We start from the raw sequence: 26,832 nt of genomic DNA, 5'->3' as shown, positions 1-26,832 counted from the left end.
TGGACGTTAAAGGTCTACCTGTTTTTTTATGCTTACTTTTTTGAAGAGAGTGTACGTAATATGATCTTTTCCCAGAAGCTCCAAGGCAGAAGCTGCTTTGCGGTAAATGAAAGTCGCACTCCTTTCCCAATCGGATATCTCAGCTTTTTCAGCCGCGTCTTCTCGGCTAATCGGATCACAAGGTCTGCGACTTCACGCGGATCCCCGTAGTTTGATTTCTGGGCAATGATATGAGCCATCATCTTTTGATAAATGTGTATGTATTTCGAGCCTTCCTCTGGCTGCAACATGTGCTCGTTCATAGACGTGTTCCAAATATTCGTTTGGAAAGAGCCTGGCTCGATCAAGGCTGCCTGAATACCGAACGAGGCCAGTTCAAGGCGCAAGCTCTCTGTGTAGCCCTCTAAAGCAAACTTGGAAGATACATAAGGAGAAAGTGCAGGCATTCCCATTAATCCGCTGATGCTGCTCATATTGAATATCTTTGCACCATTTGTCATAAACGGAAGGACGGCTTGTGTCACTTCCATGACTCCGAAAACATTGACATCAAATTGCTGGCGGTACGTGTCAACAGGAACCTCTTCAGCAAAACCCGCATAGGCTGTTCCTGCATTATTGACAAGGAGGGTAATGGGGGCGTAAGCATGTAGTTTTTTCTGAAATGCTTGAATCGACTGCGTGTCTGTCACATCTAATGCTTCAATATGTATCGCTTCGGATAACGAGACTTGCTCGATTTCTTCAGCTAGCTTTTTCGCATTGGCTTCCTGCCTGACGCCTGCAATCACTGTATAGCCTTGCTTGGCGAGACCTATCGTGATGAGCTTGCCAAAGCCGCTATTGGCACCAGTTACAATGGCTGTCCTTTTCATCATCTCGTACCTCCTTTTTGTTTCAATTTACCATAGCCCGCTCTTTTATTGAATAACGAAAAGAAGGATGGAGAAGAATAAAAAACGATGATAAGAAATAGGAGGAAGCACATGATGTGTTGGAAGAAGGCGGGACAAATAGGAGTGCTGCTTTTTATGCTGTCTGGCTGCCAATCAATCGAGCCGCTCCAGCAAACAAAGGAAGCAGAAGCAGAGAGTCTTTCAGCGGTTCAAATGAAAGAACTTCCATTTGAGCATCTCCACCTGCATGTTCAATACGGGCAGAAAAGCGAATTATACGAAGCCACCTATCGTCAGGCGAAAGGCAAAGAAGAAGCACTTATTCGTGATCATATGAACGGTGTCCGCTATGAAGGTGAAGAAGCATTACGGGAGATGAAGATGAAGCTAAATGATATGTCTATTCCTAGTGCGAAGATCAATGAAACGTATGTAAATGAGCTATTAGCTGCTTTTAATTTAGACGATGATTATCAGCGAATTCAGGTCGATATTAAGCTTGAAGATGGGACCAAACGTACATTCCAAAAGAAGAAGTAAAACGGAACTTTCTCATTTTTTAATTGAAAATGATTTTCAAGATCACTTAAATCTGATACACTAGATTGAGATAAGTGATCTTTTGCGTCTATATATAGACGATATTTCATATAAAAAATTTGCATGAGAAAAGGAGCGTTTGAGCGGAATGAGTGCCATTTCTACTGAAGGTTTAAGCTTAGGCTACGGAGAAACAATGATCATAGATGAACTAAATGTATCAATCCCTAAGGGTGAAATCACAGTATTTATTGGCAGCAATGGATGCGGTAAATCCACGCTACTTCGCTCTTTGGCCCGTCTCATGAAGCCAATGGGTGGTTCTGTTTTGCTTGAAGGTCATTCCATTGCCAAATTACCAACAAAGGAAGTAGCGAAACAGCTCGCCATTCTTCCGCAAGGACCAGAAGCGCCAGAAGGATTAACCGTGCATCAATTAGTGAAGCAAGGCAGATATCCTTATCAAAATTGGCTGAAGCAGTGGTCAAAGCAGGACGAGGAAGCAGTGAATCGTGCACTGAAGTCAACGAAGATGGAAGACCTTGCTGATCGAACGGTCGATTCATTATCAGGTGGACAAAGGCAGCGTGCATGGATTGCGATGACGTTAGCGCAGGAGACGGATATCATTTTGTTAGATGAGCCGACAACATATTTAGACATGACGCATCAAATTGAAATTCTCGACCTTCTGTTTGACTTAAATGAAAAAGAGCAGCGCACGATTGTCATGGTTCTTCATGACCTGAATCTCGCATGCCGATATGCTCATCACCTTGTAGCGATTAAAGACAAGACGATTTATGCAGAAGGAAGACCAGAAACGGTCATTAATTGTGATCTTGTGAAAAATGTCTTTGATATGAACTGCCAAGTGACAACAGATCCTTTATTCGGAACGCCATTATGTATTCCGCATGGCAGAGGACGCTGTATTGTGCAGCAAGCGCAAGCGGAGACATTTCTCGCTGCAAGATAATCGTATGTCAAAAGCCTGACATCTGTTACGTACAGAGTCAGGTTTTTTTCTGAAAAAAGGAGCGGAAGATCAAAATGGGGAATGAACTAGACGAAAAGCTGGAAGGCTTACTTGAGAAATATACTGAGCTGCTGCTCGGTGAATCAACAGACGCACTGAAACAAGATGTGAAACAGTGGGTCATCTATTCTCATATTGCAAAAAGTATGCCGCCTCTAGCAAAGCACTTTAATGAAACGTATCCAGAGGCTAAGGAAGAAATCAAAGAAACCATTCAGCGGATCAAACAAATGAACGAAGCTCATCGATCCAATCAAGACCGCTAAAAAAACTGCCAGTATAGTGCTGGCAGTTTTTCTTTATGACATCTGTGATGGTCCGTATGGAGATTGTTCTGTCAGTGTTTGCTGAAATTTCTGGTGTGCCTGCTGGAGCTTTTGCTGCTCAGCGGCTTCAACTGAATACCACCCATATCGGAACATGACATCATATAAATGTCTTTGTGTTTTCTGAGTTTCTAGCGCAATTCGCTGAATATCCTGATAAAGAGATTCATGACTGAATTCATTGAGCGCTGTGTTGTATCCGCTTGTCATATATTTTTCAGTCGACAAGAGATCTGTGACAAAATCACGATCATTCATGTTTGTTGTTGTGGGAACCGGAGTTTGAGGATTCCCGATTTTTTGTTGGTTTTGCTGTTCCATGTTTTTTCCTCCTATTGCATAAAGCCAGTAGACTGGCCTTGCCCTGAGCTGCCTAAATGCTGAAGAATTTGTGTGTAATGCTGATGGTGCATTTGGCCCACTTGATTTAATTCTTGTTTCAATGTTTGGTCCTGGCAATGCTCGGCCATAAAGTGAGCCTTTTTCATAGCGATCAAGTTCCAATTCAGCATATCCTCTAAGTACAAGGAATCCTTCACTGAAATGACTTGCGGGGGCATATTCATTTGCTGATTGTTCAAGGTGTGTTCCTCCTTACGATTTTGTTTCCTTACTGATTCTTTTTATATTGCTGATTTTGACTAGTCTTTTTGCCGCCTAGGTCTGATTCCTGTGATGGACCTGCGTTTCCTTTTACACTTGCAGCACTTACGCCTGCTTTCGATGGGTTTTTCTTCAAACGAGACATGTGGACATCACCTCCATTCTTACAATGCCCTCTCATCTTTAATTCATACGCCGCAAAGTAAGGCTCATGAGAAAGTGTAAATTTTTGAAATCCGTACTTGAACTGTTTCGGAAAATCTTTTAAGATAAAGAAAGAGGCATTGCTTTTTTTTGGACAAAAAATGAATGACTGTTCATTCAAAATGTTTAGGGGGATATTTATGGGCAAACATATTCGCAAGGCGGCTGTCATTGGTTCAGGTGTCATGGGCTCAGGCATTGCTGCGCATCTAGCCAATATCGGGATACCAGTAACATTGCTAGATATTGTGCCAAACGAACTGACAAAGGAAGAAACGGCAAAAAAGCGAACGCTTGATCACCCTAGTGTTCGGAATAGATTAAGTCAAGAAGCGATGAAAAAATTGTTAAAGCAAAAGCCAGCACCTCTTACTTCAGCAAAAAACCTATCATACATCACACCAGGAAATCTCACAGATCACCTTTCCTTATTACAAGATGCTGACTGGATCATTGAAGTCGTCACTGAAAAGCTCAGCATCAAAAAGCACGTATTCTCGCTCATCGACGAACACCGCAAAGAAGGCAGCATCGTATCAAGTAACACATCGGGAATTTCGGTTGAAAAAATGGCAGAAGGCCGATCAGAGGATTTTAAACGCCACTTTTTAGGCACACATTTTTTTAACCCCGCTCGTTATTTAAAGCTTTTAGAAATCATTCCTATTCAAGAAACAGATCCAGAAGTACTCCAATTTATGAAAACGTTTGGCGAGGATGTACTTGGTAAAGGCGTTGTTGAAGCGAAAGATACGCCGAACTTTATTGCCAATCGTATTGGTACTTATGGACTCCTTGTGACAGTGCGTGAAATGCTTGAAAACAAATACACCATTGGAGAGGTGGATTCAGTCACAGGACCCCTCATTGGAAGACCGAAAAGTGCGACCTTCCGTACACTTGATGTCGTAGGACTCGACACGTTTTTCCATGTAGCCCGCAACGTATATGACCAAGTAGAAGGTAAAGAAAAAGATATTTTCCAGCTTCCTGAGTTTATTGAAAGAATGCTTGAAAAGGGATGGATTGGCAGCAAGGCAGGACAAGGGTTTTATCAAAAGAATGGAAAGGCCATTTTAGAACTTGATCCTGTGACGCTCACATATGGAGAACGAACGAAGCTGAAAGATCCAGGCATTGAGATGGCGAAGCAGCAAAAGGGAACGAAAGCGAAATTGAAAGCGCTTATTTATCAAGATGGGCGTGCAGGACAATTGCTCTGGAACATGACGGCACCTGTGCTCCTTTATTCGGCTCAGTTAACAGGCGAAATTGCGGATGACATTCAGTCCATCGATAACGCAATGAAATGGGGGTTTGGCTGGCAGCACGGTCCATTTGAGCTATGGGATGCAATCGGTGTGAAAAAAGCAGTCGAGCGCATGGAAGCAGAAGGTCACAGCATCCCGCAGTGGGTGCAAGACATGCTTTCAGAAGGACACGATACATTCTATCAAGAGAATGCTGATGGAGAGCGTGCGTTTTATCATAATGGGACTTATGAACAGGAAAAAGGAAACGAAAAGAATATTTCCTTAGCGAGATTGAAAAAGAAGCACGGCGTTATTTTTAAAAATGCTGGTGCGAGCTTGATCGATATCGGTGATGATGTCGCCTTGCTCGAATTTCACTCCAAAAGCAATGCCATTGGACTAGATGTCATTGACATGATCAATCGCGCTGTCGATGAGGTGGAACAAAATTATAGAGGGCTTGTCATCGGAAACCAAGGCAAGAACTTCTGTGTTGGTGCCAATCTTGCTTTGATTTTAATGGAAGCTCAGGACGATAATTTCTTTGAAATTGACTTTGTGATCCGCCGCTTCCAGCAGGCAATGATGAAGGTGAAATATAGCGACCGTCCAATCGTTGCTGCACCGTTTGGTATGACACTCGGAGGCGGAACAGAGGTTTGTCTGCCGGCAGCAGCTATTCAGGCGTCGAGTGAAGCATACATGGGTCTTGTCGAAGCGGGAGTTGGACTGATTCCAGGCGGCGGTGGAAACAAAGAATTATACCTTCGCCATCTGCAAGGATCAGCGAAGCCATCGCAGACCGCTATACAAGACGCCACGATGAAAACATTTGAAACAATTGCAATGGCGAAAGTATCCACTTCGGCAGAGGAAGCGCGGGATATGAACATGCTTCGCGCGAGTGACCGAATCAGTATGAACGGAGATCACTTGATCTATGATGCGAAACAACTTGTGCTCTCTCTTGATGAAGCGGGTTATCGTGCGCCGCTCAAGCAAAAGGTGCCCGTCATGGGCGAAACAGGCTATGCAGCAATGATATTGGCGGCTGAAAATATGAGATTGTCTGGATACATTTCAGAGCATGACATGACCATTGTTAAAAAATTAGCTCATGTTATTTCCGGCGGAAAACTGCCATTTGGAACAGAAGTAGAGGAGCAATACTTATTAGAGCTTGAAAGGGAAGCCTTTTTAAGTCTTGTAGGAGAAGTGAAATCACAAGCACGCATGCAGCACATGCTCGTCAAAGGAAAACCTTTACGTAACTAAGGGGGAGTCAAAATGAGAGAAGCAGTCATTGTCGCTGGCGCGAGAACACCAGTAGGTAAGGCGAAAAAAGGATCGTTAAAACATGTTCGACCTGATGATATGGGCGCATTGTGTGTAAAAGAAACATTAAAGCGTGCCGGTGATTACGACGGACAGATAGATGATTTGATTATCGGATGTGCAACACCAGAAGCAGAGCAGGGGTTAAATGTGGCTCGGAATATTGGAGCATTAGCAGGGCTTCCGTATACAGTCCCTGCCATCACCATTAACCGCTACTGCTCATCTGGTCTTCAGTCCATCGCTTATGCGGGTGAACGAATCATGCTCGGTCAGGCAGAAACAATCTTAGCTGGTGGCGTCGAATCGATGTCACAGGTGCCGATGATGGGTCACTCCATTCGTCCGAATGCTCATTTGGCAGAACAAGCGCCTGAATATTATATGAGCATGGGACACACGGCAGAGCAGGTGGCGCAAAAGTATCAGGTCACACGTCAAGATCAGGACGCCTTTGCGGTAAGAAGTCATCAAAAGGCAGCCAAAGCATTACAGGAAGGAAAATTTTCAGATGAAATTGTCTCCGTTGATGTAACAGAGCGGCGGGTAGGAGAGCAATATCAATTAGAAGAACATCAATTCACGTTCTCACAGGATGAAGGCGTAAGAGCAGGGACAACGGAGGAGATTCTTTCGACTTTGCGTCCGGCTTTTTCAACAAAGGGCACGGTAACCGCAGGAAACTCTTCACAAACAAGTGACGGCGCTGCGTGTGTGATGATGATGGATCGTGAGAAAGCATCCTCACTTTCCCTTCAGCCGCTCGCCAAGTTCCGGGCGTTTGCTGTTGGCGGTGTACCGCCTGAGGTGATGGGAATCGGTCCAATTGAAGCCATTCCGCGTGCGCTGAAAATCGCTGGACTTGAGCTGAAAGATATCGGGCTGTTTGAATTAAACGAAGCGTTTGCCTCTCAGGCCATTCAAGTCATTCGTCATTTAGGGATTGATGAAGAGAAAGTGAATGTGAATGGCGGGGCAATTGCGCTCGGACATCCGCTCGGCTGTACAGGAACGAAACTGACACTGTCACTTATTCATGAAATGAAACGTCGAAACGAGCAATTTGGTATCGTCACAATGTGTATCGGCGGGGGCATGGGAGCAGCAGGAATTTTTGAATTGATCTAAAGGGGGAAATCAGGATGAAAGCAATGGAAGAGGTAAAAAAGGGTGGAAGCTTCTTAATTGATGAGACGAATTATGAGCATATCTTTACACCAGAGGATTTCACTGATGAGCATCAAATGATTGGAAAGACAACAGAGGATTATATTTTACAAGACGTTGTTCCATATATAGATCAAATTGAAAAGCATGAATTTGAGCATTCTGTCAGGCTTCTCAAAAAGGCTGGAGAGCTTGGACTGCTGGGAGCTGACGTGCCTGAAGAATTCGGCGGGCTCGGATTAGATAAAATCAGTTCAGCCATTATTACCGAGAAATTCTCCAGAGCAGGGAGCTTTTCCCTTTCCTATGGCGCCCATGTCGGCATTGGATCTTTGCCCATCGTACTGTTCGGAAATCAAGCGCAAAAGGAAACATATCTGCCAGGACTTGCTTCTGGAGAAACGATTGCGGCGTACGCCCTAACTGAGCCAGGATCAGGCTCTGACGCTCTTGGAGCAAAGACAACTGCGGTGTTAAATGAAGCCGGAACCCATTATGTGTTGAATGGGGAAAAACAGTGGATCACAAACTCCGCATTTGCCGATGTCTTTGTCGTATATGCGAAAATTGATGGTGAACACTTTTCTGCTTTTATCGTAGAAAAGGATTTCCCTGGTGTCAAAACGGGACCTGAAGAGAAAAAGATGGGCATTAAAGGGTCCTCGACAAGAACGTTGATCCTTGAAGATGCTCAAGTGCCAAAAGAGAATTTACTAGGTGAGACTGGCAGAGGTCATGTCATTGCCTTTAACATTTTAAATATCGGACGCTACAAGCTGGCTGTCGGAACAGTTGGCGCGTCAAAACGTGTCATTCAATTATCGGCAGAATATGCAAACCAGCGTAAGCAATTCCAAACGCCCATTTCTCGATTTAGCTTAATTGGTGAAAAAGTAGCCAACATGTCGGCAAAGCTCTATGCGATGGAAAGTGCTGTTTACCGCACAGTTGGATTATTTGAACAGCGCATGGGTCTATTAAGTGAAGAAGAGCAAAAGGACGGCAAACAAATTGCCCAGTCCATTGCAGAATATGCAATTGAATGCTCTCTTTGTAAAGTGCTTGGCTCTGAAACTTTAGACTATATTGCGGATGAGGGCGTGCAGATTCACGGCGGATATGGATTCATGCAAGAATACGAGGTCGAAAGAGCCTATCGTGACTCGCGGATTAACCGTATTTTTGAAGGAACAAACGAAATCAACCGTCTGCTAGTACCAAGCACATTCTTGAAGAAAGCGATGAAGGGAGAGCTTCCTCTTCTTCAAAAGGCGCAAACCTTACAGGAAGAGCTCATGATGATGATGCCGGAAGAGCCGGGTGATCAGCCGCTCGATCAAGAAAAATATTTGCTCGCCCATGCGAAAAAGATCGCCTTAATGGTATCTGGAATGGCGGCGATGAAGTATGGAAAAGCATTAGACAAAGAGCAAGAGATTCTTGTGAACATAGCGGATATCGTCAATGAAATTTTTGCGGCTGAATCGGCGATTCTACGTACTGAAAAGGCAATCGCTGCATCAGGGCTTGATAAGAATACTCAAAAGCTTGCTTACACACAAATTTTCACGCAGGAAGCCTTCTTAAAAATTGAAGCTCATGCAAAAGAATCCTTGATCGCGATGGAAGAAGGAGATGCACTCCGCATGAGTCTGTCAGCTCTTCGCAAACTGACAAGATTCACCCCGATTAATGTCATCGCCAAAAAACGCGAAGTGGCGAAACAAATCTTTGAAGCAGAGAAATATATTGTATAAGACGGCTTAAAAGGTGCGGATATCATTCCGCACCTTTTTGTAAGCATACATTTAGGTTTTTAAAATATTTTGTGATAAAATGTTGTCACTATTTGCAGGAGGTGAAAATGGTGGCCTTAGATTTTTATGAATACCCATCTTGCAGTACATGCCGAAAAGCAAAAAAATGGCTGGAAGAACACAATAAAGACATCAACAGCATACATATCGTCGAAGAGACGCCTGATAAAGAAACATTAAAAGCCCTTTATGAAAAAAGCGGCTTAGAGCTGAAGAAATTCTTTAATACAAGCGGACAGAAATACCGAGAGCTGCAGCTGAAAGATCAACTTCCTGCAATGTCAGAGGACGAGCAGCTAGAATTACTCGCATCTAACGGAATGCTGATCAAGCGTCCGATTACAACAGACGGTAAACGAGTCACAGTTGGATTTAATGAAGATACATTTAAAAGCGTCTGGAAATGATGTAACTTTCATTCAGATTGTGGTATCTTCAATATAGATTGAAAGAAAAGACTGGAGGGGTATTGAATGAGCACACCAAAAGATTTACGTTATTCAGAAGAACATGAATGGGTCAAAGTAGAAGGAGATAAGGTGCGTATCGGTATTACGCATTTTGCTCAATCTGAGCTAGGTGATATCGTGTTCGTTGAGCTTCCTGAAGTAGGAGACAAAATTACAGCGGACGAGCCTTTCGGAAGTGTAGAATCAGTGAAAACAGTTTCTGAGCTTTACGCACCGATCAACGGCACAATCGTCGAAGTGAACGATGAGCTGGATGACAGCCCTGAATTCGTCAATGATTCTCCATACGAAAAAGCATGGATGATCGTGGTAGAGCCAGCTGATACATCTGAAATTGAGAATTTGATGACTGCTGAGCAATATGAAGAAATGACAAAAGAAGACTAATTCACGTGAAATTGGACACTCTACCTTTATGGGGGGTGTCCAATTTGTCTTTTCAAAAAGAACAGGTGGATATAACAGATCATGTCACTGGTCGATTCAAAGAAAGCGGCATGGTGCTGTATCATCAAAATGAAGAGATTGGCACGATGATTAGTGAAAACCAATATGAGTTAAAATCAGGTTATTCCTATGATCAAAATCGTTTTTATCGTCTGACGGATACATTGACCCACGGGACAGAAAAATATGTAGACTGTGATGATGAAAATGGCTGGTGCTAATCACAGATAAGGCTGCAGTGAGCATAAGCTGCAGTCTTTTTAGTGCAAGCGCCCAATCTTTACAACCTCGATGAAAGATTGTAATCTAAGGGAGAAGTGAACAACGTCAAAAGGGCCGGGTGATCGTGATGAATGTAGAGGTAGAAAAGGTCATCATTGTAGAAGGTAAAACAGACAAACAAAAACTAAAAGAAATCATAAGTGAACCTGTTACCATCATTTGCACCAATGGCACGATCAGTACATCGAAGCTGGATCAGCTCGTAGACGAATTATTGGGGAAAGACGTTTACATATTAGCAGACAGTGACGATGCAGGCGACAAACTGCGGAAGCAATTTCGAAAAGAATTCCCTGAAGCACTTCATCTTTTTGTCGACAGAACGTACCGCGAAGTGGCCGCTTCACCGTCAGCCCACATTGCATCTATCCTATTAGCTGCAAACATTGATGTTCATTCGAAATATGTATGAGGGTGGACGTATATGAAAGAGATTGAAGAACACGAATTCAAGGAGATAAAGGACGATTTATTTCTTTTATACTTATATACACCGTTTTGCGGGACATGTCAGCTGGCAAAGAAAATGCTTGCTGTCGTTGACACCATGCAGCCGGATGTACCATTTTACGAAAATAACTTAAACTACTCACCAGGCTTTGCGAAAGCTTTTGAGATCGAAAGCGTTCCTTGCTTTCTACTGTTTAAAAAAGGTGAGCTAGTGCAAAAAGGCTATGCCTTTCACTCTGTTCCATATCTTCACGAAATGATTGAAACCGCTAAATAAAGCGGTTTTTTGTCATATTTCAAGCAATTCATCTGAAAATTTGTCGAGTTATTTATAAAGGACAAGCCAATGTTTGTAGAGAAATGTTATGTATAACCAAATGACAGGGAGGTTATACATGTGGAAAAAGTGAAAACCCATGGTAACACAACAGGGCAGCGATTATTGCTAAAGCCGCTGCTCTCATCATCATCCTTGAAGATTACATTTGAGGCGGAAACTGACTCTTGTACATTGATTGTGGATGAGCGTGGTGAAGTGAAGAAACTACCTGCAATTGAGTTATCGGATCTCATCTTTTATGGTGAGAGAAAAGAAATACTTCAATTATTAGATGGAGATATGTCCTTACAGCAGTTAATTAGCAGGGGACAAGTGAAAGTAAAAGGGTCATTCCGTGCGCTCCTAAGACTAGAGGCGGTGCTTTGGCTGACGAACGGTTTTTTTCGAAAAATGATAACGTAGTCGTTTACTAGGAAATTAGCGATTTACAGCGTTGACATATCTCGGGTAGCATGATATTCTACGTTAGTAAAAACATGAACATCACATAAAACAACATATTTTCTCTTATTAAGAGAGGTGGAGGGACGTGCCCTATGAAACCCGGCAACCGTCAGCATAGCTGAAATTGGTGCCAATTCACTCAAAGCCGCAATGCTTTGAAAGATGAGAGAAAGGCGTATTGAACATAAAAGGCCTTTCTGCTTGCATTGCAGTTAGGTCTTTTTTACTGACCTCAAGCCAGGCGCGAAGCATGGCAGCAGGAAGAATAATTAATGTATGTGATGGCAACCTATAGATTCAGCAAGAAAGCAGGTGAACAGACTGTGATCCATTTACAGAATGTATCAAAAACGTATCATTCAAAAAGCGGAAATGTTGATGCCGTGAAAGACGTCAACTTGGATATTGGTAAAGGTGAAATATTCGGAATTATCGGGTATAGCGGTGCCGGGAAAAGCTCGCTTATTCGCCTATTAAACGGTCTGGAGCTGCCAACAACAGGAATTGTTGAAGTGGCAGGCAACCGGATCAATGAAGTATCGAATGCGAAACTTCGGATAGCAAGACAAGAAATCAGCATGATTTTCCAGCACTTTAACCTACTTTGGTCAAGAACGGTGAGACAAAATATTATGTTCCCACTTGAGATCGCAGGTGTACCATCGTCAAAACGAAGAGCTCGTGCAAACGAACTTATTAAACTAGTCGGTTTAGAAGGAAAAGAAAATGCATATCCTTCTCAGCTAAGTGGCGGGCAAAAGCAGCGTGTAGGAATTGCGAGAGCATTAGCGAATGATCCAAAGGTTCTTCTTTGTGACGAAGCAACATCAGCGCTTGATCCGCAAACAACGGATTCTATCCTTGATCTTTTAGCAGATATCAATAAACGACTTGGGCTGACGATTGTGCTGATTACACACGAAATGCATGTCATTCGCAAAATTTGTCATCGCGTGGCGGTGATGGAGAATGGGCGCATTGTCGAAGAAGGCGAGGTATTACGCGTCTTCAGACAGCCGAAGGAAGAAATGACGAAGCGATTCGTCCAGCAGCTTGCTGAACCAGAGGAAGCGAAAGAAACAATCGAGCACGTCTTAGAGCGCGTAAAAGAAGGTCAGGTCGTACGGTTGTCCTTTATTGGTGATTCTGCCGAGCAGCCGCTCATCACTGAAATCATTCGATCCTTCAAGGTCGATGTAAACATCCTTCAAGGAAAGATTTCTCAAACGCAGGAAGGCGCGTTTGGAACACTCTTTATCCATATTAATGGAGAAGAGACCGAGGTAGAAAAAGCCATCGCCTATATCCAAAGCAAACAGGTTGAAATTGAGGTGATGACACATGTTTGAGAAATGGTTTCCGAATGTTGATTTAGAAGTCATTTGGAATGCAACGGGTGAAACGGTCTATATGACACTCATTTCATTGGCGTTTGCCTTTGTGATTGGAATTGTTCTTGGACTCCTGCTCTTTCTCACAAGTAAAGGTGGTCTTTGGGAAAATAAACCGATCAACACAGTCATCGGTGCAGTCGTCAACATTTTCAGATCGATTCCTTTTATCATTTTAATTATTCTTTTATTAGGGTTCACGAAATTCTTAATGCATACAATTCTAGGTCCAAATGCAGCACTCCCTGCCCTTGTCATTGGGTCAGCTCCATTCTATGCACGTCTTGTCGAAATTGCACTGCGTGAGGTAGACAAAGGAGTCATTGAAGCAGCACGATCAATGGGAGCGAAAACGTCGACCATCATTTTCAAAGTATTGCTGCCAGAATCATTGCCAGCCCTCATTTCAGGTATTACCGTAACAGCGATTGCTTTAATTGGCTCAACTGCGATTGCAGGTGCAATTGGAGCAGGCGGACTTGGTGACCTTGCCTATGTGGAAGGATACCAATCTGGTAATACAGATGTCACACTTGTTGCCACTGTGTTTATTCTCATCATCGTCTTTATTATTCAAATAATCGGTGATTTGATTACAAATAAAATTGATAAACGATAAGGGAGGATTTATTCATGAAGAAATTGATTTTAAGTGCACTATTCCTAGCATTTGCAGGCATTTTAGCTGCATGCGGTTCATCTAATAACGCAAGTGATAGCAAAACCATTACGGTTGCTGCTTCAAAAACACCACATGCCGAGATTCTTGAAGAAGCAAAACCACTTCTAAAAGAAAAAGGCTACGACCTCAAAGTGAAGGTACTTAGCGATTACAAAATGTACAACAAAGCGTTATCTGAAAAAGAAGTGGATGCGAACTTTTTCCAACATATCCCTTACTTAAACGAAGAAAATAAATCAAACAAAGATTACAACCTTGTGAGTGCTGGTGCGGTTCACCTTGAGCCATTCGGTATCTACTCTAAGAAATACAAATCAGTAAAAGATATTCCAAACGGCGGCACGATCATCATGACAAACAACGTAGCTGAGCAAGGACGTATGCTTGCCCTATTACAAAATGCTGGTGTCATCAAACTTGATCCAAAGGTTGATACAATCAACGCTACTGTAAAGAACATCAAAGAAAACCCAAAGAACCTAAAATTCAAAAAAATCGCGCCTGAATTAACTGCGAAAGCTTATGAAAACAGTGAAGGCGATGCTGTGTTTATCAACGTCAACTATGCGATCCAAAATAAATTGAATCCGAAAAACGATTCAATCGAACTTGAGCAAACAAAAAACAACCCATACGCAAACATCGTGGCGGTTCGCAAAGGTGAGGAAAAATCAGATAAGATCAAGACTTTAATGGAAGTTCTTCACTCTGATAAAATCAAAGAATTCATCGACAAAAAATATGACGGTGCTGTACTACCGGTATCTGAATAACCATGTGTTAACCTCGCTTTCATCAAAGCGAGGTTTTTTTGTGTATTTTTTCAAATCTCGCTCATAATAAAAATGTACAAATGACCTGAAGGGATGGAATGAAGATGAATGAACAGCATATGAGCGGATCCATGCAGCAATCACTGACTGATTATAAAACCGCAATGGGTGAATTTCAGAAGAAAATGCCGGTGTTTGGGAAGAAATTCAATGAATTCACGGAGCAGTGCTTTCAGAGCGATTCATTAACACAAAAGGAAAAACAAATGATTGCTCTTGGCATCAGTATTCATGCACAGGATGAATACTGCATGATTTATCATACAAAGGGGGCGCTCGATCAAGGCGCGACAGAGGAGAATTTGCTGGAGGTTGTCAGCGTGGCGGCAGCATTTGGCGGCGGGGCAGCACTGAGCCAAGGGATTACTGTCGTTCAGCAATGTATTGACGAATTTGGAGGACAGACGCATTAAGGGAAGGATAAGATGGTATTTATCCATCTCAGGGAGTTGAGTCGTTCTCAGCCGATGGTGTGAGAAAATATGCCAGCATAACGCGCTATATCCCTTTTGAGTGAAGCCGCATGCCTTTGATACAATAAAGCTACACTCAAAGAAGGGAATGGTTTATTATTTGTTCGGACCATAGTACACTGGGATTGGATTATACCGCCGAGATGGAAAAGGCCATGCATAAGGCTCATGGCATGAGCTATGCAGAGTACGAAAGAGACCATGACTTACGGATGAAAGTGGAATATAAACGAGAGCAGTCCTATCGAGATGAGAAAAGGCAGCTCGCAAAAATGAATATACGAGGCTATTAAATAGCTTAGGGACGGGAGAACAGTTTCCCGTCCTTTCTTTATGAAAACAGTCTTTTCGACATAATTCCTTTTATCTACCGGCTTTTTTTGTTAGAATTTTGAGAGCATCCTCTCACGCTTATCGTGAATGTGTTGTATTCACTTTTAATTTGTTATAAAATTAGAATGAGAATAAATTGAGAATAATGATTATTTTGGAGGTATCGATATATGACTGCTTCGACATTAACAATTAAGGACTTGCACGTTGAGATTGAAGGGAAAGAAATCTTAAAGGGTGTAAACCTCGAGATAAAAGGTGGAGAATTCCACGCAGTAATGGGACCAAACGGTACAGGTAAATCAACTTTATCTGCTGCAATTATGGGTCACCCTAAATATGAAGTAACAAAAGGCAGCATTTTGCTTGATGGCGAAGATGTACTTGAAATGGAAGTAGATGAGCGCGCTCAAGCAGGTCTTTTCCTTGCAATGCAATACCCATCTGAAATTAGTGGTGTGACAAATGCGGACTTCCTTCGTTCTGCTATTAACGCTCGCAGAGAAGAAGGCGATGAAATCTCTCTCATGAAATTTATCCGCAAAATGGACGAAAACATGGAGTTCCTTGAAATGGACCCAGACATGGCGCAGCGCTACCTAAACGAAGGTTTCTCAGGCGGGGAGAAAAAACGCAACGAAATTCTTCAATTAATGATGATTGAACCTAAAATTGCCATTCTTGACGAAATCGATTCTGGTCTTGATATCGATGCGTTGAAAGTGGTTTCTAAAGGAATTAACAGAATGCGCGGCGAAAGCTTCGGCTGCTTAATGATCACTCACTATCAGCGTCTACTGAACTACATCACACCAGATCATGTTCATGTCATGATGCAAGGACGTATCGTGAAATCTGGCGGACCAGAACTCGCGCAGCGTCTAGAAGCAGAAGGCTATGACTGGATTAAAAAAGAGTTAGGAATTGAAGACGAAACTGTTGGTCAAGAAGCGTAAGCGTTAGGAGGATTATTGATGACATTAGAAACGAAATTATCAGTAGATCAAGATTATGTCAAAAGCTTCTCCGAGAAGCATCAGGAACCGGCATGGATGAGTTCCCTTCGCTTACAGGCTCTTGAAAAAGCAGAAGACCTTCCAATGCCAAAGCCTGACAAAACGAATATTTCTAAATGGAATTTAACCAATTTTAAACAGCATACAGTCGAAAGTGCGCCATTTGGATCATTAGAAGAGCTTCCTGAAGAAGTGAAATCTCTCATTGATTTAGAGGACACGGATAAGACAGTTTACATTCAGCGTGATCAAACGCCAGCATACTTGTCTCTTTCAACAGAAGCGAAAGACAAAGGCGTGATCTTCACTGATCTTCATACAGCGCTTCGCGAACATGGTGATCTAGTGAAGAAATACTTCATGACGGATGCAGTGAAAGTAGATGAGCATAAACTAACAGCTTTACATGCTGCTTTAGTGAATGGCGGAGCTTTCCTCTATGTACCGAAAAATGTAGAACTTGAAGCACCAATTCAAGCCGTCTACCTGCATGAAAATGACGACACGACTTTGTTCAACCATGTCATCGTCGTAGCAGACGATCATAGTGCAGTGACATATGTAGAAAACTACATCAGTACAGCAAAACCTGAAGAAGCAATCTTCAATATCGTGTCCGAAGTGTTCACGGGTGCTAATGCCCGCGTTACTTACGGTGCAGTAGATAACCTTTCTGAAGGTGTCACAGTCTATGTGAATAGACGCGGTATGGCAAATGGCCGTGACAGTAAAATCGAATGGGCGCTTGGCTTGATGAATGATGGAGACGTCGTGTCTGAAAACATCACAAAGCTTATGGGCGACGGTACATTTGGTGATACAAAATCAGTTGTTGTCGGCCGCGGGAATCAAACGGAAAACTTTACAACAAGTATCATTCACTTCGGTAAAAACTCTGAAGGGTATATCTTGAAGCATGGTGTGATGAAGGATCAAGCATCCTCTATCTTTAACGGAATTGGTAAAATCGAGCATGGCGCAACGAAGTCAAATGCCGAGCAGGAATCACGTGTTCTCATGCTGAGTGAGAAAGCACGCGGTGATGCAAACCCAATTCTATTGATTGATGAAGATGATGTAACAGCAGGGCATGCTGCTTCTGTTGGACGTGTCGATCCAATTCAACTGTATTACCTCATGAGCCGCGGGATTTCCAAAGAAGATGCAGAAAGACTTGTGATTTATGGCTTCTTAAATCCAGTTGTCAAAGAACTGCCGATTGAAGGAGTTAAAAAGCAGCTCGTTTCTGTGATTGAAAGGAAAGTAAAATAATGAATATCAAAGACGTTCGTGAGCAATTTCCAATCCTTCATCAGCAAGTGAACGGACATGATTTGGTGTATTTGGACAGTGCAGCGACTTCTCAAAAACCAAGAGTGGTCATTGATGCAATGAATGAGTATTACCGGTCTTACAACTCGAACGTCCACCGGGGTGTTCATACCCTTGGTACAAGAGCAACGGACGCATACGAGGGTGCGAGAGAGAAAGTTCGTGCATTCATCCGTGCTTCATCTGTCCAGGAGATTATTTTTACTAGAGGTACAACAACTGCACTAAACACAGTGGCGATCAGCTATGCTAGAGCAAATCTCAAAGAAGGCGATGAGATTGTCATTACGCACATGGAGCACCATGCGAATATCATCCCTTGGCAGCAAGCAGCAAAAGCAACTGGCGCCACATTGAAATACATTCCGTTACAGGAAGACGGCACGCTATCGCTTGAAGATGTGAAGCAAACGATCACACATCAAACGAAAATCGTCGCTGTCACACATGTCTCAAACGTATTAGGAACCATCAACCCGATTAAAGAAATCGCAAAGATTGCCCACGATCACGGTGCTATTATCGTTGTCGATGGTGCGCAGAGCACACCGCATATGCAAATTGATGTTCAGGATCTAGATTGTGACTTTTTCGCATTCTCTGGACATAAAATGTGTGGACCGACTGGCATTGGTGTACTTTACGGGAAGAAGGACCTTTTGAATAATATGGAGCCTGCTGAGTTTGGCGGTGAAATGATCGACTTTGTGGATCTGTATGATTCTACTTGGAAAGAGCTTCCGTGGAAATTTGAAGCGGGAACACCGATTATTGCCGGAGCAATTGGACTCGGAAAAGCCATTGATTTCTTAAATGACATTGGTATGCAGGAAGTCAGCCGTTACGAGCATCAGCTTGCCACTTATGCACTTGAGCGCTTCAAAGAGCTTGACGGTGCGACTGTTTATGGACCGCAGCACCGAGCTGGGCTTGTGACGTTTAACTTAGATGACGTCCATCCGCATGATGCGTCTACTGTTCTGGATACGGAAGGTGTCGCCATTCGTGCTGGACACCACTGTGCACAGCCGCTCATGAAATGGCTTGGTGTATCAGCGACTGCAAGAGCAAGCTTTTATCTGTATAATACAGAAGAAGAGATTGACCAACTTATTGCAGCGCTCCGTAAGACAAAGGAGTATTTTACGAATGTCTTTTAATGTAAACTTAGACACACTGTACAGACAAGTGATTATGGATCATTATAAAAATCCGAGAAACAAAGGTGTGTTAAACGACAGCATTGTCGTCGATATGAACAACCCAACGTGTGGTGACCGCATTCGTCTCACGATGAAAATCGAAGACGAAAAAGTCACCGATGCGAAATTTGAAGGAGAAGGATGCTCGATTTCGATGGCATCTGCCTCTATGATGACGCAGGCGATTAAAGGGAAAGATATTGAAACAGCTTTGAAAATGTCTCAGATTTTCTCCGATATGATGCTAGGAAAAGAATACGACGATTCCATTGATCTTGGTGACATTGAGGCGCTGCAGGGAGTGGCAAAATTCCCTGCCCGTATCAAATGTGCAACATTATCCTGGAAGGCGCTTGAAAAAGGCGCATCTGCCGAAGATAACGGCAAATCATAAGATTGGAGTGAAAATGGATGGCTAAAAAAATGCCAGATGTTGGTGAATATAAATACGGCTTTTCTGATAAAGACGTTTCCATTTTCCGTTCAGAGCGCGGACTGACAAAAGAGATCGTTGAAGAAATTTCTCGTATGAAAGAAGAGCCTCAATGGATGCTCGACTTCCGATTGAAATCTCTTGAGCACTTTTACAACATGCCGATGCCACAATGGGGCGGAGATTTAAATGCATTAAACTTTGATGAAATTACGTACTACGTAAAGCCATCAGAGCGCTCTGAGCGTTCTTGGGATGAAGTACCAGAAGAAATCAAACAAACCTTTGATAAGCTTGGGATCCCAGAAGCAGAGCAAAAGTACTTAGCAGGTGTATCTGCTCAGTATGAATCTGAAGTTGTGTATCACAACATGAAGCAAGACCTTGAAGATCTAGGCATTGTGTTTAAAGATACAGACAGCGCATTAAAAGAAAACGAAGACATCTTCCGTGAGCACTGGGCAAAGGTCATTCCTCCGACTGACAACAAATTTGCTGCGCTTAACTCGGCTGTATGGTCTGGTGGTTCATTTATCTACGTACCAAAAGGGATAAAAGTAGATACTCCACTTCAAGCATACTTCCGTATCAACTCTGAAAACATGGGTCAGTTCGAGCGTACACTGATCATCGTTGATGAAGGCGCACATGTGCATTACGTAGAAGGCTGTACAGCTCCAGTTTACACAACAAACTCTCTTCACAGTGCGGTTGTTGAAATCATCGTGAAAAAAGGCGGCTACTGCCGTTATACAACGATTCAAAACTGGGCAAACAACGTCTTCAACCTTGTGACGAAACGTACAGTATGTGAAGAAAATGCAACGATGGAATGGATTGATGGAAACATCGGTTCTAAGCTGACAATGAAATACCCAGCAGTCATCCTAAAAGGTGAAGGCGCTCGTGGTATGACATTAAGTATTGCCCTAGCAGGTAAAGGTCAGCACCAAGATGCAGGTGCGAAAATGATTCACCTTGCACCAAACACTTCTTCAACGATCGTATCGAAATCAATTTCGAAACAAGGCGGTAAAGTCACATACCGCGGAATCGTTCACTTCGGACGTAAAGCAGAGGGTGCACGTTCAAACATCGAGTGTGACACACTCATCATGGATAACAAATCAACATCTGATACGATCCCTTACAATGAAATCTTAAACGACAACATTTCATTAGAGCACGAAGCGAAGGTATCAAAAGTATCAGAAGAGCAGCTATTCTACTTGATGAGCCGCGGAATTTCTGAAGAAGAAGCAACAGAAATGATCGTTATGGGCTTCATCGAGCCATTCACAAAAGAACTACCAATGGAATACGCCGTTGAAATGAACCGTTTGATTAAGTTTGAGATGGAAGGTAGTATAGGTTAACCGTTGATATACTGGGGATTAAAGGTGTTTAGGCATTACATTTATATTAAGCACCCACAAAATTTAATTATGTAACATACCGCAGATACATTTCCATTGGTCCTCAATTATGGTGGGACATGGAGAGACGTGTCTGCGGTTGTTTTTTTATGCTAGAATTTCCCCGCAGGTTGCTTGATCGTTGGGACAGCTTCAAAGGTGGTATCGCCGTTCTTATAGAAATAAAAAGCCACCTGTTAACAACAGAAGCAGACCCATTCAAAACAGCAGCTTCAAACCTGTTAAAAAGTCATATGGCTTGCCAACAGGTATTTTAAAAGCCACAAAGCCTCTTACAAAAGGATTAGCAGTAAAAGCGGTACAGCAAACCCTAGTGGCGGTTCATTACTACCCGGACAAAGGCGCAAAAAATAGCCGCATTTATGGCTATTACGGACCAAAGATTGTGTTTTCTATAAAATGATTCCAATTGATGCATGGTCTTGCTGCTGACGGCATTTACGGACCTAAGACAAAAGAATCTCTGCAAAAAGCATTGAAATAAGTAAAACCCCTGTCCTTTTTAGGATGGGGAACTTTTTGTTGATTTGTAACATCGATCAAGTAAAATTTCTAAAATTTTGTTAAATATCTAAAGCATTTTCACCAATAAAAAACATACATATTCCTATATATATTCATGAACTTTATTGTTAAAATAAGGGTTAATAAGCAATATTTTAATAAAATCACTTGTTTTTAACAAAAATATATAAAATGTACTCTTCGCCTGCGATAATGAAATAAAATGAATAGTGATAGGGGACTGTATGTTAGTCGGAAAAAGTTGAAAATCCATTTGTTTAAATCCCTTTTGATTAATTAGACCTATTGAATACATTGTCTTTAATACCATAATATTCTATAATTGTATAATGTGTACATACAACAAGGTCGTTAAAGTGTTGATTATTAAATTACGAGTCCGGGTCGTAATTTTTTAATAATACAATTCAAAGGGGAAACAAAATGAAGAGATTTATAACAAGTATGAAAGTCTCTGTTGTTGTCTTATTATTGTTTGCGATCACACCCATTGTAGCAACCGCAGAAGAAACTAACGATCAGGATTTAACGTTTAAAAAAGCAACGGATATTGTAACAAATGAAGACATAGTAAACTACAAGGCTTTAAGTGAAGACGAGATCATTGATCGAAAAATAGCGATTAGTGAGGGTTATGCTGAAGGTGATGTTTTATCAAAAGAAGATACCTTATTTTTACTAACTGAATCAATTGTTGAACGTCAAGATCAAAACGGAGAGCTTTCAACTCTAGCTGGTAAATCATCAAGAAGTTTTAGTACTTCAAGAAAGAAATACGGAACAAAAGTAACTTTAAAAGGCACAATGTATCAAAATATTGCGTTCGTTGCAGGAACATCATCGTTTCGTGGAAATATTAAAGCAACACGAAACAGTGGGAAGCTCAAGCAGATCACTCTACTTACTTACCATGATTCATTCGGTGTCGTAGGATGGAACGGAGGGTGGCCATCTGTTGGTAAAGTATATGGTGGAAAAGTCAGTAATAAAAAAGTTGCCAATGCTAAAACATATGCAATGGATAAAACACATCGTTACAATTCCGTTTTGCCTGTCTACACCACTATGTGGACAAAGGCAGCTGTGAAAACAAAGTCAGGAAATGCCTATGATGTAGCTTCTAAAACTTGGACTAGATGGCATTAATCCTTAATGAAAGGAGATAGTAAATATGCCTTGGAATACAATTATCACTGCCGGTCTATTTGTTGTGATACCTGTAATCATTATCACAGCAGTCGTTTACTTTATTAAAAGAAAGAGCACCAAAACATCTAATAGTTGATGATTTTAAAAAGAGCCGTTCGTATTAATTCGGCTCTTTTTTAATATTAACTAGTCAAAATTGCTCCCGAATAAGGCCTTACCATATCAAAACACCCTAACTTTTGCGATTTCTTTTCGTGGATTTATTTATAAAATAAGAATATATGTCATTATAGGGAATAGTAAGGAAGGGGTAGGGTCTTATGGAGAAAGTGCTTTCTTCTCTTGTCGGTATGAAAATCAATGAATGGTATTACCATATTCAGATTTAACGTGCGGTACGCCGAAGCATATAAAGAAGAAATAAAATCTTTGCTCGATCATATGGAGGAAAGCCAGGATTTATTATTATATTTCTCTCTCATGGAATTCCGATAGTCTTTACCTGTTTTTATTTTAAAGTCCTCTATTGTGGGGTTCTTGCGAAATCAGCTCATATTATTGATGATCCTGTATAGCTTCCTCTCAAGATCATTCATGAGATCACCACCTCGGACTATCTTATTTGAATATCTTTTTCATTATCTTGCCGGATGCTTTCCCCGCAGCGCATGATGCGTTTTCCAATAGTACCCTTTTGAACGGCATTGAGATGTTTTATAAAGGAATGATCTTAATTTATTTATGTGGGCGCGCCCACAAAGCACCCACAAACATATGACGGCTTATTATTTTATATGACGTAAAACAAATATAAACTGCAGGAATCACGCCAACAAGAGTTAAATACGACGGTTCAGCTTAACAGTTTATTACTGCAAACCGATAAAGATGATTTCAAAGAAATAACAAAGGATAATCTGCACATGATTTGGGGGGAGTATGACAAAGGCTATTCTGCTCCATCACATCCTGGTAAGGTTGAGTTTGTACCATATGGCCACCAATTTCCTCTTAGCCATCCGAGTGAAACGGCAGCATTGGTCATAAAAAATAATATACCAGCAGATGAGAGTGTGGGATAAATAAAGTATGTCGTAATTGAAGTGAAATCGCATTGCTTGCGATCCCGCCTATGCCCATCAACTGAAAGATTTTGTAGCGCCCTAAAACGAAAAAGGTGATTTTTATTAAAAAAAGCACGATTTTTCGTTTTGGGTCTTTTGATTAAATACGGGTTAATTAGGTCCATAAAACTGATCTAAGGTTTTCGTCATATCATCAGATGCAGATTGTAAGATAGCATCTTGCTCTAAAATCGCTGTTCCTTGTGCTCGGACAATATGAAATTGTTGAAAGGCCATTAAGTTTTGGAATATTTCTTTTAGGTAGTAATGTGAAAATTCCAGAGGTGTGTATCGATCGTTATTTGTGAAAATTGAGCCGCTTGCTTGAAGCAAAAGTACACGATAATCGTCAGTCATCAGACCAACTGAACCATCTTCTGTATATTTAAACGTTTCTCTAGCAATCAAGATATTATCTATATAATCTTTCATACGTGACGTCACATTGAAATTATGAACAGGTGATACAATCACGATTCGATGATGTGCTTTGAATTGAGCCAATAAAGCAGATGAAGCAGCAGCAATTTTTTCTTCGGCCGCTGTTAATGTTTGTTCAGATGCTTGCTTATTCCAAATACGTAGCAGCTGGTCTTTTTCAATACGAGGAATTTCAGTTTCATGTAAATGTAAAATTGTTGGTTCTTCATGAGGGAATCTTTCTTTAAAATGTTCTAAAAATAGTGTTTGCAGTTTGTGTGAATAACTTTCTCGATGAGTGAAATCAGGGTGCGCGTTAATAATTAATGTTTGCATATACATGCTCCTTTTCTTTTGATAAACTGAGTATAAAATATAAAGGTGACAAAACATGTCACCTTTTTCAAAAGGAAAATCAAATGAAAAAATCAGAACGATTAAATCAGGAACTTATTTTTTTAAGTGATAAGTACTCTTTTCAATTAAAGGATTTAGAAACCGAATTTGGCATATCGAAACGTACGGCGTTGAGAGATATGGAAGAACTAGAGTCCATGGGTTTAGCTTTTTATGTTGAAAATGGCAGACATGGAGGATATCGACTGGTGAAACAATCTCCAATGGTCCCTATTTATTTCAATATCGATGAAGTTCAAGCTATTTTTTTCGCGCTTAAAGCGCTAGATCTGGTGTCAGCCACACCATTTAAAAAGTCCTACTCACAAATTCGGCAAAAGCTGTTTGCCACAATGTCTGATGAGAGAAAACAAATGATTACGGAGACTTTGGAAGTGATTCATTACTATAATGTCGCACCAGTTAGTGAACAAAATCATTTGGAATTGATTTTACAGGCGATGATGGAAGATCAAATCGTGAAGATGACGTACACTCAATATGAAAATAAAACGATCAGGCTGCAATTTCTTGAGTTATTTTATCGAAATGGGATTTGGTTCACCAAAGCATATGATGTTCAAAATAAAAAGTGGGGCATCTATAGATGTGATTTTATGAAGGACTTGATCATTGAAGAAGAAGGCAGTGACACCTTTACGAAGGAAGAATTAAAAGCAATGCAGGTCGAGTACGAAAAAACTTATCATGATATCTTATTTAAATGTCGATTAACGGAACAAGGGAAAGAAAAGTTTCTGAAGAATCATTATCCGAATATGAGATTGGAGATCATTGATGATACTCCTTATATTATGGGTGGGTACAATCAAGAAGAATTATCGTATATGACTCACTATTTGATCTCATTTGGGAAACATGTGAAAATTGAATACCCAGATGAATTAAAAAAGAGTTATTTGACTCAATTGCAAGAAATGATGGATCAGTATTGAAAGTGAACGAATTGTCTCTGAATAAAACTTCACATATTAAAAAAGGCGAACTATAGCCATTCGCCTTTTTTCTTTTACTTCGCCTCATGAAATGTATTGGTTTTCGATCTGTCATTGACCTTCCCATACGTCAGCTGACGCCAAATAAATTCCATCGGTCCATACTTAAAGCGCTTTAACCAAAACGTACTGAAAAGCACAAGGAAGACATACACGCCAATAGCCATAAAGAACGTACCAGCCGGCTGGAGATGATCGACAAGCCCCGCTCCATACTTTAGAAATAGCATCGTTCCAATGATCGAGTGAAGCAAATAACAGGTCAGGGACATCCGTCCGACTTTTGTAAAGACCATCAAAGCACCTCGCAGCTGAGGAACGTGCAGAAACAGCATCGCAAGTGTACTCATATAAAACATACTGCCAGTTAATCCCCCGTTTTGTTCCAGAGCAGTGGCAATGCTCACCAAGAGTGTATTTTCAAAAGGATTGACCGCTGCTATGATCGTACTGCTTTGAGTGATGAGAAAAGCGATTGTACAGATGAGCCAAATGCGATTCCAAATCGTTTTTTTCGCCTCCATGTTTTTGAAAAACGCCATTTTCACAAAATACACACCTAGTAAAAACATGAAGAACATGGAATAGACAGTAGAAAAAGAACTGGAAGCCATCGTGACCATATCTGTCCACCGATCACCGATAGATGCTAAATAAGTCAGACTGTTGTGGCTGATTAATTCAAAATCAGCAAAGTCCGGCTTGCCTGATGGTCCTGAACTGACGGTATTGAGCAGCATCGTGAAAAAGGGCGTGAGCAATTGAATCACAAAGAGTGCGATCAACCAGTATCCGATGGTTTTGGCTGTGCGTTTGTAAAAGAAAAGCAATAAAAAGCCAGCGACTGCATAATAGGCCAAAATATCACCAATCCAAACAAAAGTTAAATGCAGAAGGCCAAATCCTAAGAGAATGGTTAATCTGCGGGCAAACAGCTTGTTCGGATTGTTCACCCTCTGAGCCGCTCGATCCATAAAAATCATAAAACCAACCCCGAATAGGAAGGAGAACAACGTAATGAATTTCCCTGAGGCGAACCAATTCACCAAGTTATGAAAGACATCATTTGCTCCCATATCGAACCCCTTCGCCGAATCCACAATCAAAAAGTAATTCACCAGAATAATTCCCATTAGGGCAAATCCCCGTACGATGTCTAAGAAATGGATCCGATCTTTCAAACTCATCGCGTGTGCTACTTTGCTTGCATTCATATCCATGCTCCTTTTCTTGTTATGATAATTGTCATTCGGATCAGTTCAACGATCCTTACAATGAATCAATATACGTCCCAATTCTTAACAATTTATGAAGATCCAATTATTTGAAAATAAATGTGACAAATTGATGGAGGATGGTCAAATTCATAAACTGTTAAGATTTATGCTGTATCTTTTCACATAGCTAGATGATATATAGTAAAGGCATAATAGAAAGTACATCACGTATCATGAGGTG

Annotated in this window: 31 protein-coding genes, 2 pseudogenes and 1 riboswitch; of the genes and pseudogenes, 27 read left to right on the top strand and 6 right to left on the bottom strand. The window is 41.4% G+C overall.

All coding sequences use genetic code 11. The features are described 5' to 3' along the window. Positions 1 to 32: 32 nt before the first annotated feature. Positions 33 to 878: an oxidoreductase gene (locus SB660_RS10195; RefSeq protein ID WP_410582384.1), complete on the bottom strand. Its 846-nt coding sequence runs from the start codon at positions 876 to 878 to the stop codon at positions 33 to 35. Between the two features lie 111 nt (positions 879 to 989). Here SB660_RS10195 and SB660_RS10190 point away from each other — a divergent pair, with 111 nt between their 5' ends. From SB660_RS10190 to SB660_RS10180, 3 genes are all read left to right on the top strand, one after another. Then, a complete protein-coding gene (locus SB660_RS10190; protein ID WP_186306811.1) occupies positions 990 to 1,436 on the top strand; it encodes a YusW family protein in 447 nt (148 codons plus the stop codon). 148 nt (positions 1,437 to 1,584) lie between these two features. Beyond that, positions 1,585 to 2,415: an ABC transporter ATP-binding protein gene (locus tag SB660_RS10185; protein WP_003213584.1), complete on the top strand. Its 831-nt coding sequence runs from the start codon at positions 1,585 to 1,587 to the stop codon at positions 2,413 to 2,415. Positions 2,416 to 2,489: 74 nt separating this feature from the next. Beyond that, on the top strand, positions 2,490 to 2,741 hold the full coding sequence (locus tag SB660_RS10180) for a YusU family protein (RefSeq protein WP_169055668.1): 252 nt from the start codon (positions 2,490 to 2,492) through the stop codon (positions 2,739 to 2,741). 33 nt (positions 2,742 to 2,774) lie between these two features. On the opposite strand, the gene SB660_RS10175 is transcribed toward SB660_RS10180, so the two are convergent. The 3 genes from SB660_RS10175 to SB660_RS10165 are packed head-to-tail and all read right to left on the bottom strand — an operon-like array spanning position 2,775 to position 3,549. Further along, complete coding sequence (locus SB660_RS10175; RefSeq protein WP_058013724.1) at positions 2,775 to 3,122, bottom strand: spore coat protein; 348 nt, start codon at positions 3,120 to 3,122, stop codon at positions 2,775 to 2,777. Between the two features lie 11 nt (positions 3,123 to 3,133). Beyond that, positions 3,134 to 3,367 (bottom strand): hypothetical protein, encoded by a 234-nt coding sequence (locus SB660_RS10170; RefSeq protein WP_223250686.1) that lies wholly within the window; start codon positions 3,365 to 3,367, stop codon positions 3,134 to 3,136. Between the two features lie 44 nt (positions 3,368 to 3,411). After that, positions 3,412 to 3,549 carry a YuzL family protein gene (locus tag SB660_RS10165; protein WP_169055667.1) on the bottom strand — a complete coding sequence of 46 codons (138 nt, stop codon included), beginning with the start codon at positions 3,547 to 3,549 and terminating at the stop codon, positions 3,412 to 3,414. Positions 3,550 to 3,748: 199 nt separating this feature from the next. Here SB660_RS10165 and SB660_RS10160 point away from each other — a divergent pair, with 199 nt between their 5' ends. The 23 genes and pseudogenes from SB660_RS10160 to SB660_RS10050 all read left to right on the top strand — a co-directional run. Beyond that, positions 3,749 to 6,136, top strand: coding sequence for a 3-hydroxyacyl-CoA dehydrogenase/enoyl-CoA hydratase family protein (locus SB660_RS10160; protein ID WP_144461834.1), 2,388 nt, complete (start codon positions 3,749 to 3,751; stop codon positions 6,134 to 6,136). 12 nt (positions 6,137 to 6,148) lie between these two features. Continuing rightward, entirely contained in the window at positions 6,149 to 7,324 is a 1,176-nt protein-coding gene (locus SB660_RS10155; RefSeq protein ID WP_058013726.1) for an acetyl-CoA C-acetyltransferase, read from the top strand. A gap of 14 nt (positions 7,325 to 7,338) precedes the next feature. After that, complete coding sequence (locus SB660_RS10150; RefSeq protein WP_410582380.1) at positions 7,339 to 9,120, top strand: acyl-CoA dehydrogenase family protein; 1,782 nt, start codon at positions 7,339 to 7,341, stop codon at positions 9,118 to 9,120. Positions 9,121 to 9,230: 110 nt separating this feature from the next. Further along, positions 9,231 to 9,587: an arsenate reductase family protein gene (locus tag SB660_RS10145; RefSeq protein WP_061410268.1), complete on the top strand. Its 357-nt coding sequence runs from the start codon at positions 9,231 to 9,233 to the stop codon at positions 9,585 to 9,587. Positions 9,588 to 9,653: 66 nt separating this feature from the next. Then, the gene (gcvH, locus tag SB660_RS10140) at positions 9,654 to 10,037 is read left to right on the top strand and encodes a glycine cleavage system protein GcvH (protein ID WP_003213614.1); all 384 of its coding nucleotides are present in this window, start codon (positions 9,654 to 9,656) and stop codon (positions 10,035 to 10,037) included. Positions 10,038 to 10,081: 44 nt separating this feature from the next. Then, positions 10,082 to 10,318: a YusG family protein gene (locus SB660_RS10135; RefSeq protein ID WP_034659913.1), complete on the top strand. Its 237-nt coding sequence runs from the start codon at positions 10,082 to 10,084 to the stop codon at positions 10,316 to 10,318. 128 nt (positions 10,319 to 10,446) lie between these two features. Beyond that, positions 10,447 to 10,791, top strand: a complete 345-nt coding sequence (locus tag SB660_RS10130) for a ribonuclease M5 (RefSeq protein WP_144492875.1) — start codon at positions 10,447 to 10,449, stop codon at positions 10,789 to 10,791. Positions 10,792 to 10,803: 12 nt separating this feature from the next. Further along, the gene (locus SB660_RS10125) at positions 10,804 to 11,106 is read left to right on the top strand and encodes a thioredoxin family protein (protein ID WP_003213095.1); all 303 of its coding nucleotides are present in this window, start codon (positions 10,804 to 10,806) and stop codon (positions 11,104 to 11,106) included. 120 nt (positions 11,107 to 11,226) lie between these two features. Then, positions 11,227 to 11,571 carry an SCP2 sterol-binding domain-containing protein gene (locus SB660_RS10120; RefSeq protein WP_058013728.1) on the top strand — a complete coding sequence of 115 codons (345 nt, stop codon included), beginning with the start codon at positions 11,227 to 11,229 and terminating at the stop codon, positions 11,569 to 11,571. A 102-nt stretch (positions 11,572 to 11,673) separates the two neighbouring features. After that, positions 11,674 to 11,782: riboswitch (SAM riboswitch) on the top strand. 154 nt (positions 11,783 to 11,936) lie between these two features. Beyond that, positions 11,937 to 12,962 carry a methionine ABC transporter ATP-binding protein gene (locus SB660_RS10115; RefSeq protein ID WP_180310768.1) on the top strand — a complete coding sequence of 342 codons (1,026 nt, stop codon included), beginning with the start codon at positions 11,937 to 11,939 and terminating at the stop codon, positions 12,960 to 12,962. Continuing rightward, positions 12,955 to 13,623, top strand: a complete 669-nt coding sequence (locus SB660_RS10110; protein ID WP_180310132.1) for a methionine ABC transporter permease — start codon at positions 12,955 to 12,957, stop codon at positions 13,621 to 13,623. The genes SB660_RS10115 and SB660_RS10110 overlap by 8 nt, the downstream gene beginning before the upstream one ends. A 14-nt stretch (positions 13,624 to 13,637) precedes the next feature. Then, positions 13,638 to 14,459, top strand: coding sequence for a methionine ABC transporter substrate-binding lipoprotein MetQ (gene metQ / locus SB660_RS10105; protein WP_058013730.1), 822 nt, complete (start codon positions 13,638 to 13,640; stop codon positions 14,457 to 14,459). A gap of 104 nt (positions 14,460 to 14,563) precedes the next feature. Beyond that, positions 14,564 to 14,932, top strand: a complete 369-nt coding sequence (locus SB660_RS10100; RefSeq protein ID WP_003212803.1) for a carboxymuconolactone decarboxylase family protein — start codon at positions 14,564 to 14,566, stop codon at positions 14,930 to 14,932. Between the two features lie 215 nt (positions 14,933 to 15,147). Beyond that, positions 15,148 to 15,285 (top strand): YuzK family famiily protein, encoded by a 138-nt coding sequence (locus SB660_RS10095; protein WP_162839378.1) that lies wholly within the window; start codon positions 15,148 to 15,150, stop codon positions 15,283 to 15,285. Positions 15,286 to 15,495: 210 nt separating this feature from the next. Then, on the top strand, positions 15,496 to 16,281 hold the full coding sequence (sufC, locus tag SB660_RS10090) for a Fe-S cluster assembly ATPase SufC (RefSeq protein ID WP_003213654.1): 786 nt from the start codon (positions 15,496 to 15,498) through the stop codon (positions 16,279 to 16,281). A gap of 18 nt (positions 16,282 to 16,299) precedes the next feature. Continuing rightward, positions 16,300 to 17,613, top strand: coding sequence for a Fe-S cluster assembly protein SufD (gene sufD, locus SB660_RS10085; RefSeq protein ID WP_050944088.1), 1,314 nt, complete (start codon positions 16,300 to 16,302; stop codon positions 17,611 to 17,613). Beyond that, positions 17,613 to 18,833: a cysteine desulfurase gene (locus SB660_RS10080; protein ID WP_058013732.1), complete on the top strand. Its 1,221-nt coding sequence runs from the start codon at positions 17,613 to 17,615 to the stop codon at positions 18,831 to 18,833. The genes sufD and SB660_RS10080 overlap by 1 nt, the downstream gene beginning before the upstream one ends. Further along, complete coding sequence (sufU, locus tag SB660_RS10075; RefSeq protein ID WP_012011181.1) at positions 18,823 to 19,269, top strand: Fe-S cluster assembly sulfur transfer protein SufU; 447 nt, start codon at positions 18,823 to 18,825, stop codon at positions 19,267 to 19,269. Before SB660_RS10080 ends, sufU begins: the two co-directional genes overlap by 11 nt. A gap of 17 nt (positions 19,270 to 19,286) precedes the next feature. After that, positions 19,287 to 20,684, top strand: a complete 1,398-nt coding sequence (sufB, locus tag SB660_RS10070; RefSeq protein WP_058013733.1) for a Fe-S cluster assembly protein SufB — start codon at positions 19,287 to 19,289, stop codon at positions 20,682 to 20,684. 181 nt (positions 20,685 to 20,865) lie between these two features. Further along, positions 20,866 to 21,147 (top strand): hypothetical protein, encoded by a 282-nt coding sequence (locus SB660_RS10065; protein WP_410582374.1) that lies wholly within the window; start codon positions 20,866 to 20,868, stop codon positions 21,145 to 21,147. Between the two features lie 545 nt (positions 21,148 to 21,692). Continuing rightward, positions 21,693 to 22,415, top strand: a complete 723-nt coding sequence (locus tag SB660_RS10060; protein WP_180310135.1) for a hypothetical protein — start codon at positions 21,693 to 21,695, stop codon at positions 22,413 to 22,415. A 323-nt stretch (positions 22,416 to 22,738) separates the two neighbouring features. Beyond that, a pseudogene (locus SB660_RS10055) lies at positions 22,739 to 22,910 on the top strand (response regulator aspartate phosphatase); the annotation flags it as partial. A 347-nt stretch (positions 22,911 to 23,257) separates the two neighbouring features. After that, a pseudogene (locus tag SB660_RS10050) lies at positions 23,258 to 23,500 on the top strand (alpha/beta fold hydrolase); the annotation flags it as partial. Positions 23,501 to 23,653: 153 nt separating this feature from the next. Here the strand turns inward: SB660_RS10050 and SB660_RS10045 are convergent. After that, positions 23,654 to 24,298 carry an FMN-dependent NADH-azoreductase gene (locus tag SB660_RS10045; protein WP_410582372.1) on the bottom strand — a complete coding sequence of 215 codons (645 nt, stop codon included), beginning with the start codon at positions 24,296 to 24,298 and terminating at the stop codon, positions 23,654 to 23,656. A gap of 83 nt (positions 24,299 to 24,381) precedes the next feature. Between SB660_RS10045 and SB660_RS10040 the strand changes: the two genes are divergently transcribed. After that, positions 24,382 to 25,314 carry a helix-turn-helix transcriptional regulator gene (locus SB660_RS10040; protein ID WP_410582370.1) on the top strand — a complete coding sequence of 311 codons (933 nt, stop codon included), beginning with the start codon at positions 24,382 to 24,384 and terminating at the stop codon, positions 25,312 to 25,314. Between the two features lie 74 nt (positions 25,315 to 25,388). Here SB660_RS10040 and SB660_RS10035 read toward each other — a convergent pair whose 3' ends face one another. Next, on the bottom strand, positions 25,389 to 26,588 hold the full coding sequence (locus SB660_RS10035) for a DUF418 domain-containing protein (RefSeq protein WP_410582368.1): 1,200 nt from the start codon (positions 26,586 to 26,588) through the stop codon (positions 25,389 to 25,391). Positions 26,589 to 26,832 lie beyond the last annotated feature (244 nt).

The sequence above is a fragment of the Bacillus sp. SIMBA_005 genome, from assembly GCF_046535585.1.
Taxonomy (GTDB): domain Bacteria; phylum Bacillota; class Bacilli; order Bacillales; family Bacillaceae; genus Bacillus; species Bacillus pumilus.
This window is presented reverse-complemented; position numbering and strand designations above follow the sequence as displayed.

Bases quoted from the DNA above. Each gene is read 5' to 3' on its own strand.
- SB660_RS10195 (WP_410582384.1), bottom strand. From the start codon at position 878: ATGATGAAAAGGACAGCCATTGTAACTGGTGCCAATAGCGGCTTTGGC.
- SB660_RS10190 (WP_186306811.1), top strand. From the start codon at position 990: ATGTGTTGGAAGAAGGCGGGACAAATAGGAGTGCTGCTTTTTATGCTG.
- SB660_RS10185 (WP_003213584.1), top strand. From the start codon at position 1,585: ATGAGTGCCATTTCTACTGAAGGTTTAAGCTTAGGCTACGGAGAAACA.
- SB660_RS10180 (WP_169055668.1), top strand. From the start codon at position 2,490: ATGGGGAATGAACTAGACGAAAAGCTGGAAGGCTTACTTGAGAAATAT.
- SB660_RS10175 (WP_058013724.1), bottom strand. From the start codon at position 3,122: ATGGAACAGCAAAACCAACAAAAAATCGGGAATCCTCAAACTCCGGTT.
- SB660_RS10170 (WP_223250686.1), bottom strand. From the start codon at position 3,367: ATGAATATGCCCCCGCAAGTCATTTCAGTGAAGGATTCCTTGTACTTA.
- SB660_RS10165 (WP_169055667.1), bottom strand. From the start codon at position 3,549: ATGTCTCGTTTGAAGAAAAACCCATCGAAAGCAGGCGTAAGTGCTGCA.
- SB660_RS10160 (WP_144461834.1), top strand. From the start codon at position 3,749: ATGGGCAAACATATTCGCAAGGCGGCTGTCATTGGTTCAGGTGTCATG.
- SB660_RS10155 (WP_058013726.1), top strand. From the start codon at position 6,149: ATGAGAGAAGCAGTCATTGTCGCTGGCGCGAGAACACCAGTAGGTAAG.
- SB660_RS10150 (WP_410582380.1), top strand. From the start codon at position 7,339: ATGAAAGCAATGGAAGAGGTAAAAAAGGGTGGAAGCTTCTTAATTGAT.
- gcvH (WP_003213614.1), top strand. From the start codon at position 9,654: ATGAGCACACCAAAAGATTTACGTTATTCAGAAGAACATGAATGGGTC.
- SB660_RS10130 (WP_144492875.1), top strand. From the start codon at position 10,447: ATGAATGTAGAGGTAGAAAAGGTCATCATTGTAGAAGGTAAAACAGAC.
- SB660_RS10125 (WP_003213095.1), top strand. From the start codon at position 10,804: ATGAAAGAGATTGAAGAACACGAATTCAAGGAGATAAAGGACGATTTA.
- SB660_RS10110 (WP_180310132.1), top strand. From the start codon at position 12,955: ATGTTTGAGAAATGGTTTCCGAATGTTGATTTAGAAGTCATTTGGAAT.
- metQ (WP_058013730.1), top strand. From the start codon at position 13,638: ATGAAGAAATTGATTTTAAGTGCACTATTCCTAGCATTTGCAGGCATT.
- SB660_RS10100 (WP_003212803.1), top strand. From the start codon at position 14,564: ATGAATGAACAGCATATGAGCGGATCCATGCAGCAATCACTGACTGAT.
- SB660_RS10095 (WP_162839378.1), top strand. From the start codon at position 15,148: ATGCATAAGGCTCATGGCATGAGCTATGCAGAGTACGAAAGAGACCAT.
- sufC (WP_003213654.1), top strand. From the start codon at position 15,496: ATGACTGCTTCGACATTAACAATTAAGGACTTGCACGTTGAGATTGAA.
- sufD (WP_050944088.1), top strand. From the start codon at position 16,300: ATGACATTAGAAACGAAATTATCAGTAGATCAAGATTATGTCAAAAGC.
- SB660_RS10080 (WP_058013732.1), top strand. From the start codon at position 17,613: ATGAATATCAAAGACGTTCGTGAGCAATTTCCAATCCTTCATCAGCAA.
- sufU (WP_012011181.1), top strand. From the start codon at position 18,823: ATGTCTTTTAATGTAAACTTAGACACACTGTACAGACAAGTGATTATG.
- sufB (WP_058013733.1), top strand. From the start codon at position 19,287: ATGGCTAAAAAAATGCCAGATGTTGGTGAATATAAATACGGCTTTTCT.
- SB660_RS10060 (WP_180310135.1), top strand. From the start codon at position 21,693: ATGAAGAGATTTATAACAAGTATGAAAGTCTCTGTTGTTGTCTTATTA.
- SB660_RS10045 (WP_410582372.1), bottom strand. From the start codon at position 24,298: ATGCAAACATTAATTATTAACGCGCACCCTGATTTCACTCATCGAGAA.
- SB660_RS10040 (WP_410582370.1), top strand. From the start codon at position 24,382: ATGAAAAAATCAGAACGATTAAATCAGGAACTTATTTTTTTAAGTGAT.
- SB660_RS10035 (WP_410582368.1), bottom strand. From the start codon at position 26,588: ATGAATGCAAGCAAAGTAGCACACGCGATGAGTTTGAAAGATCGGATC.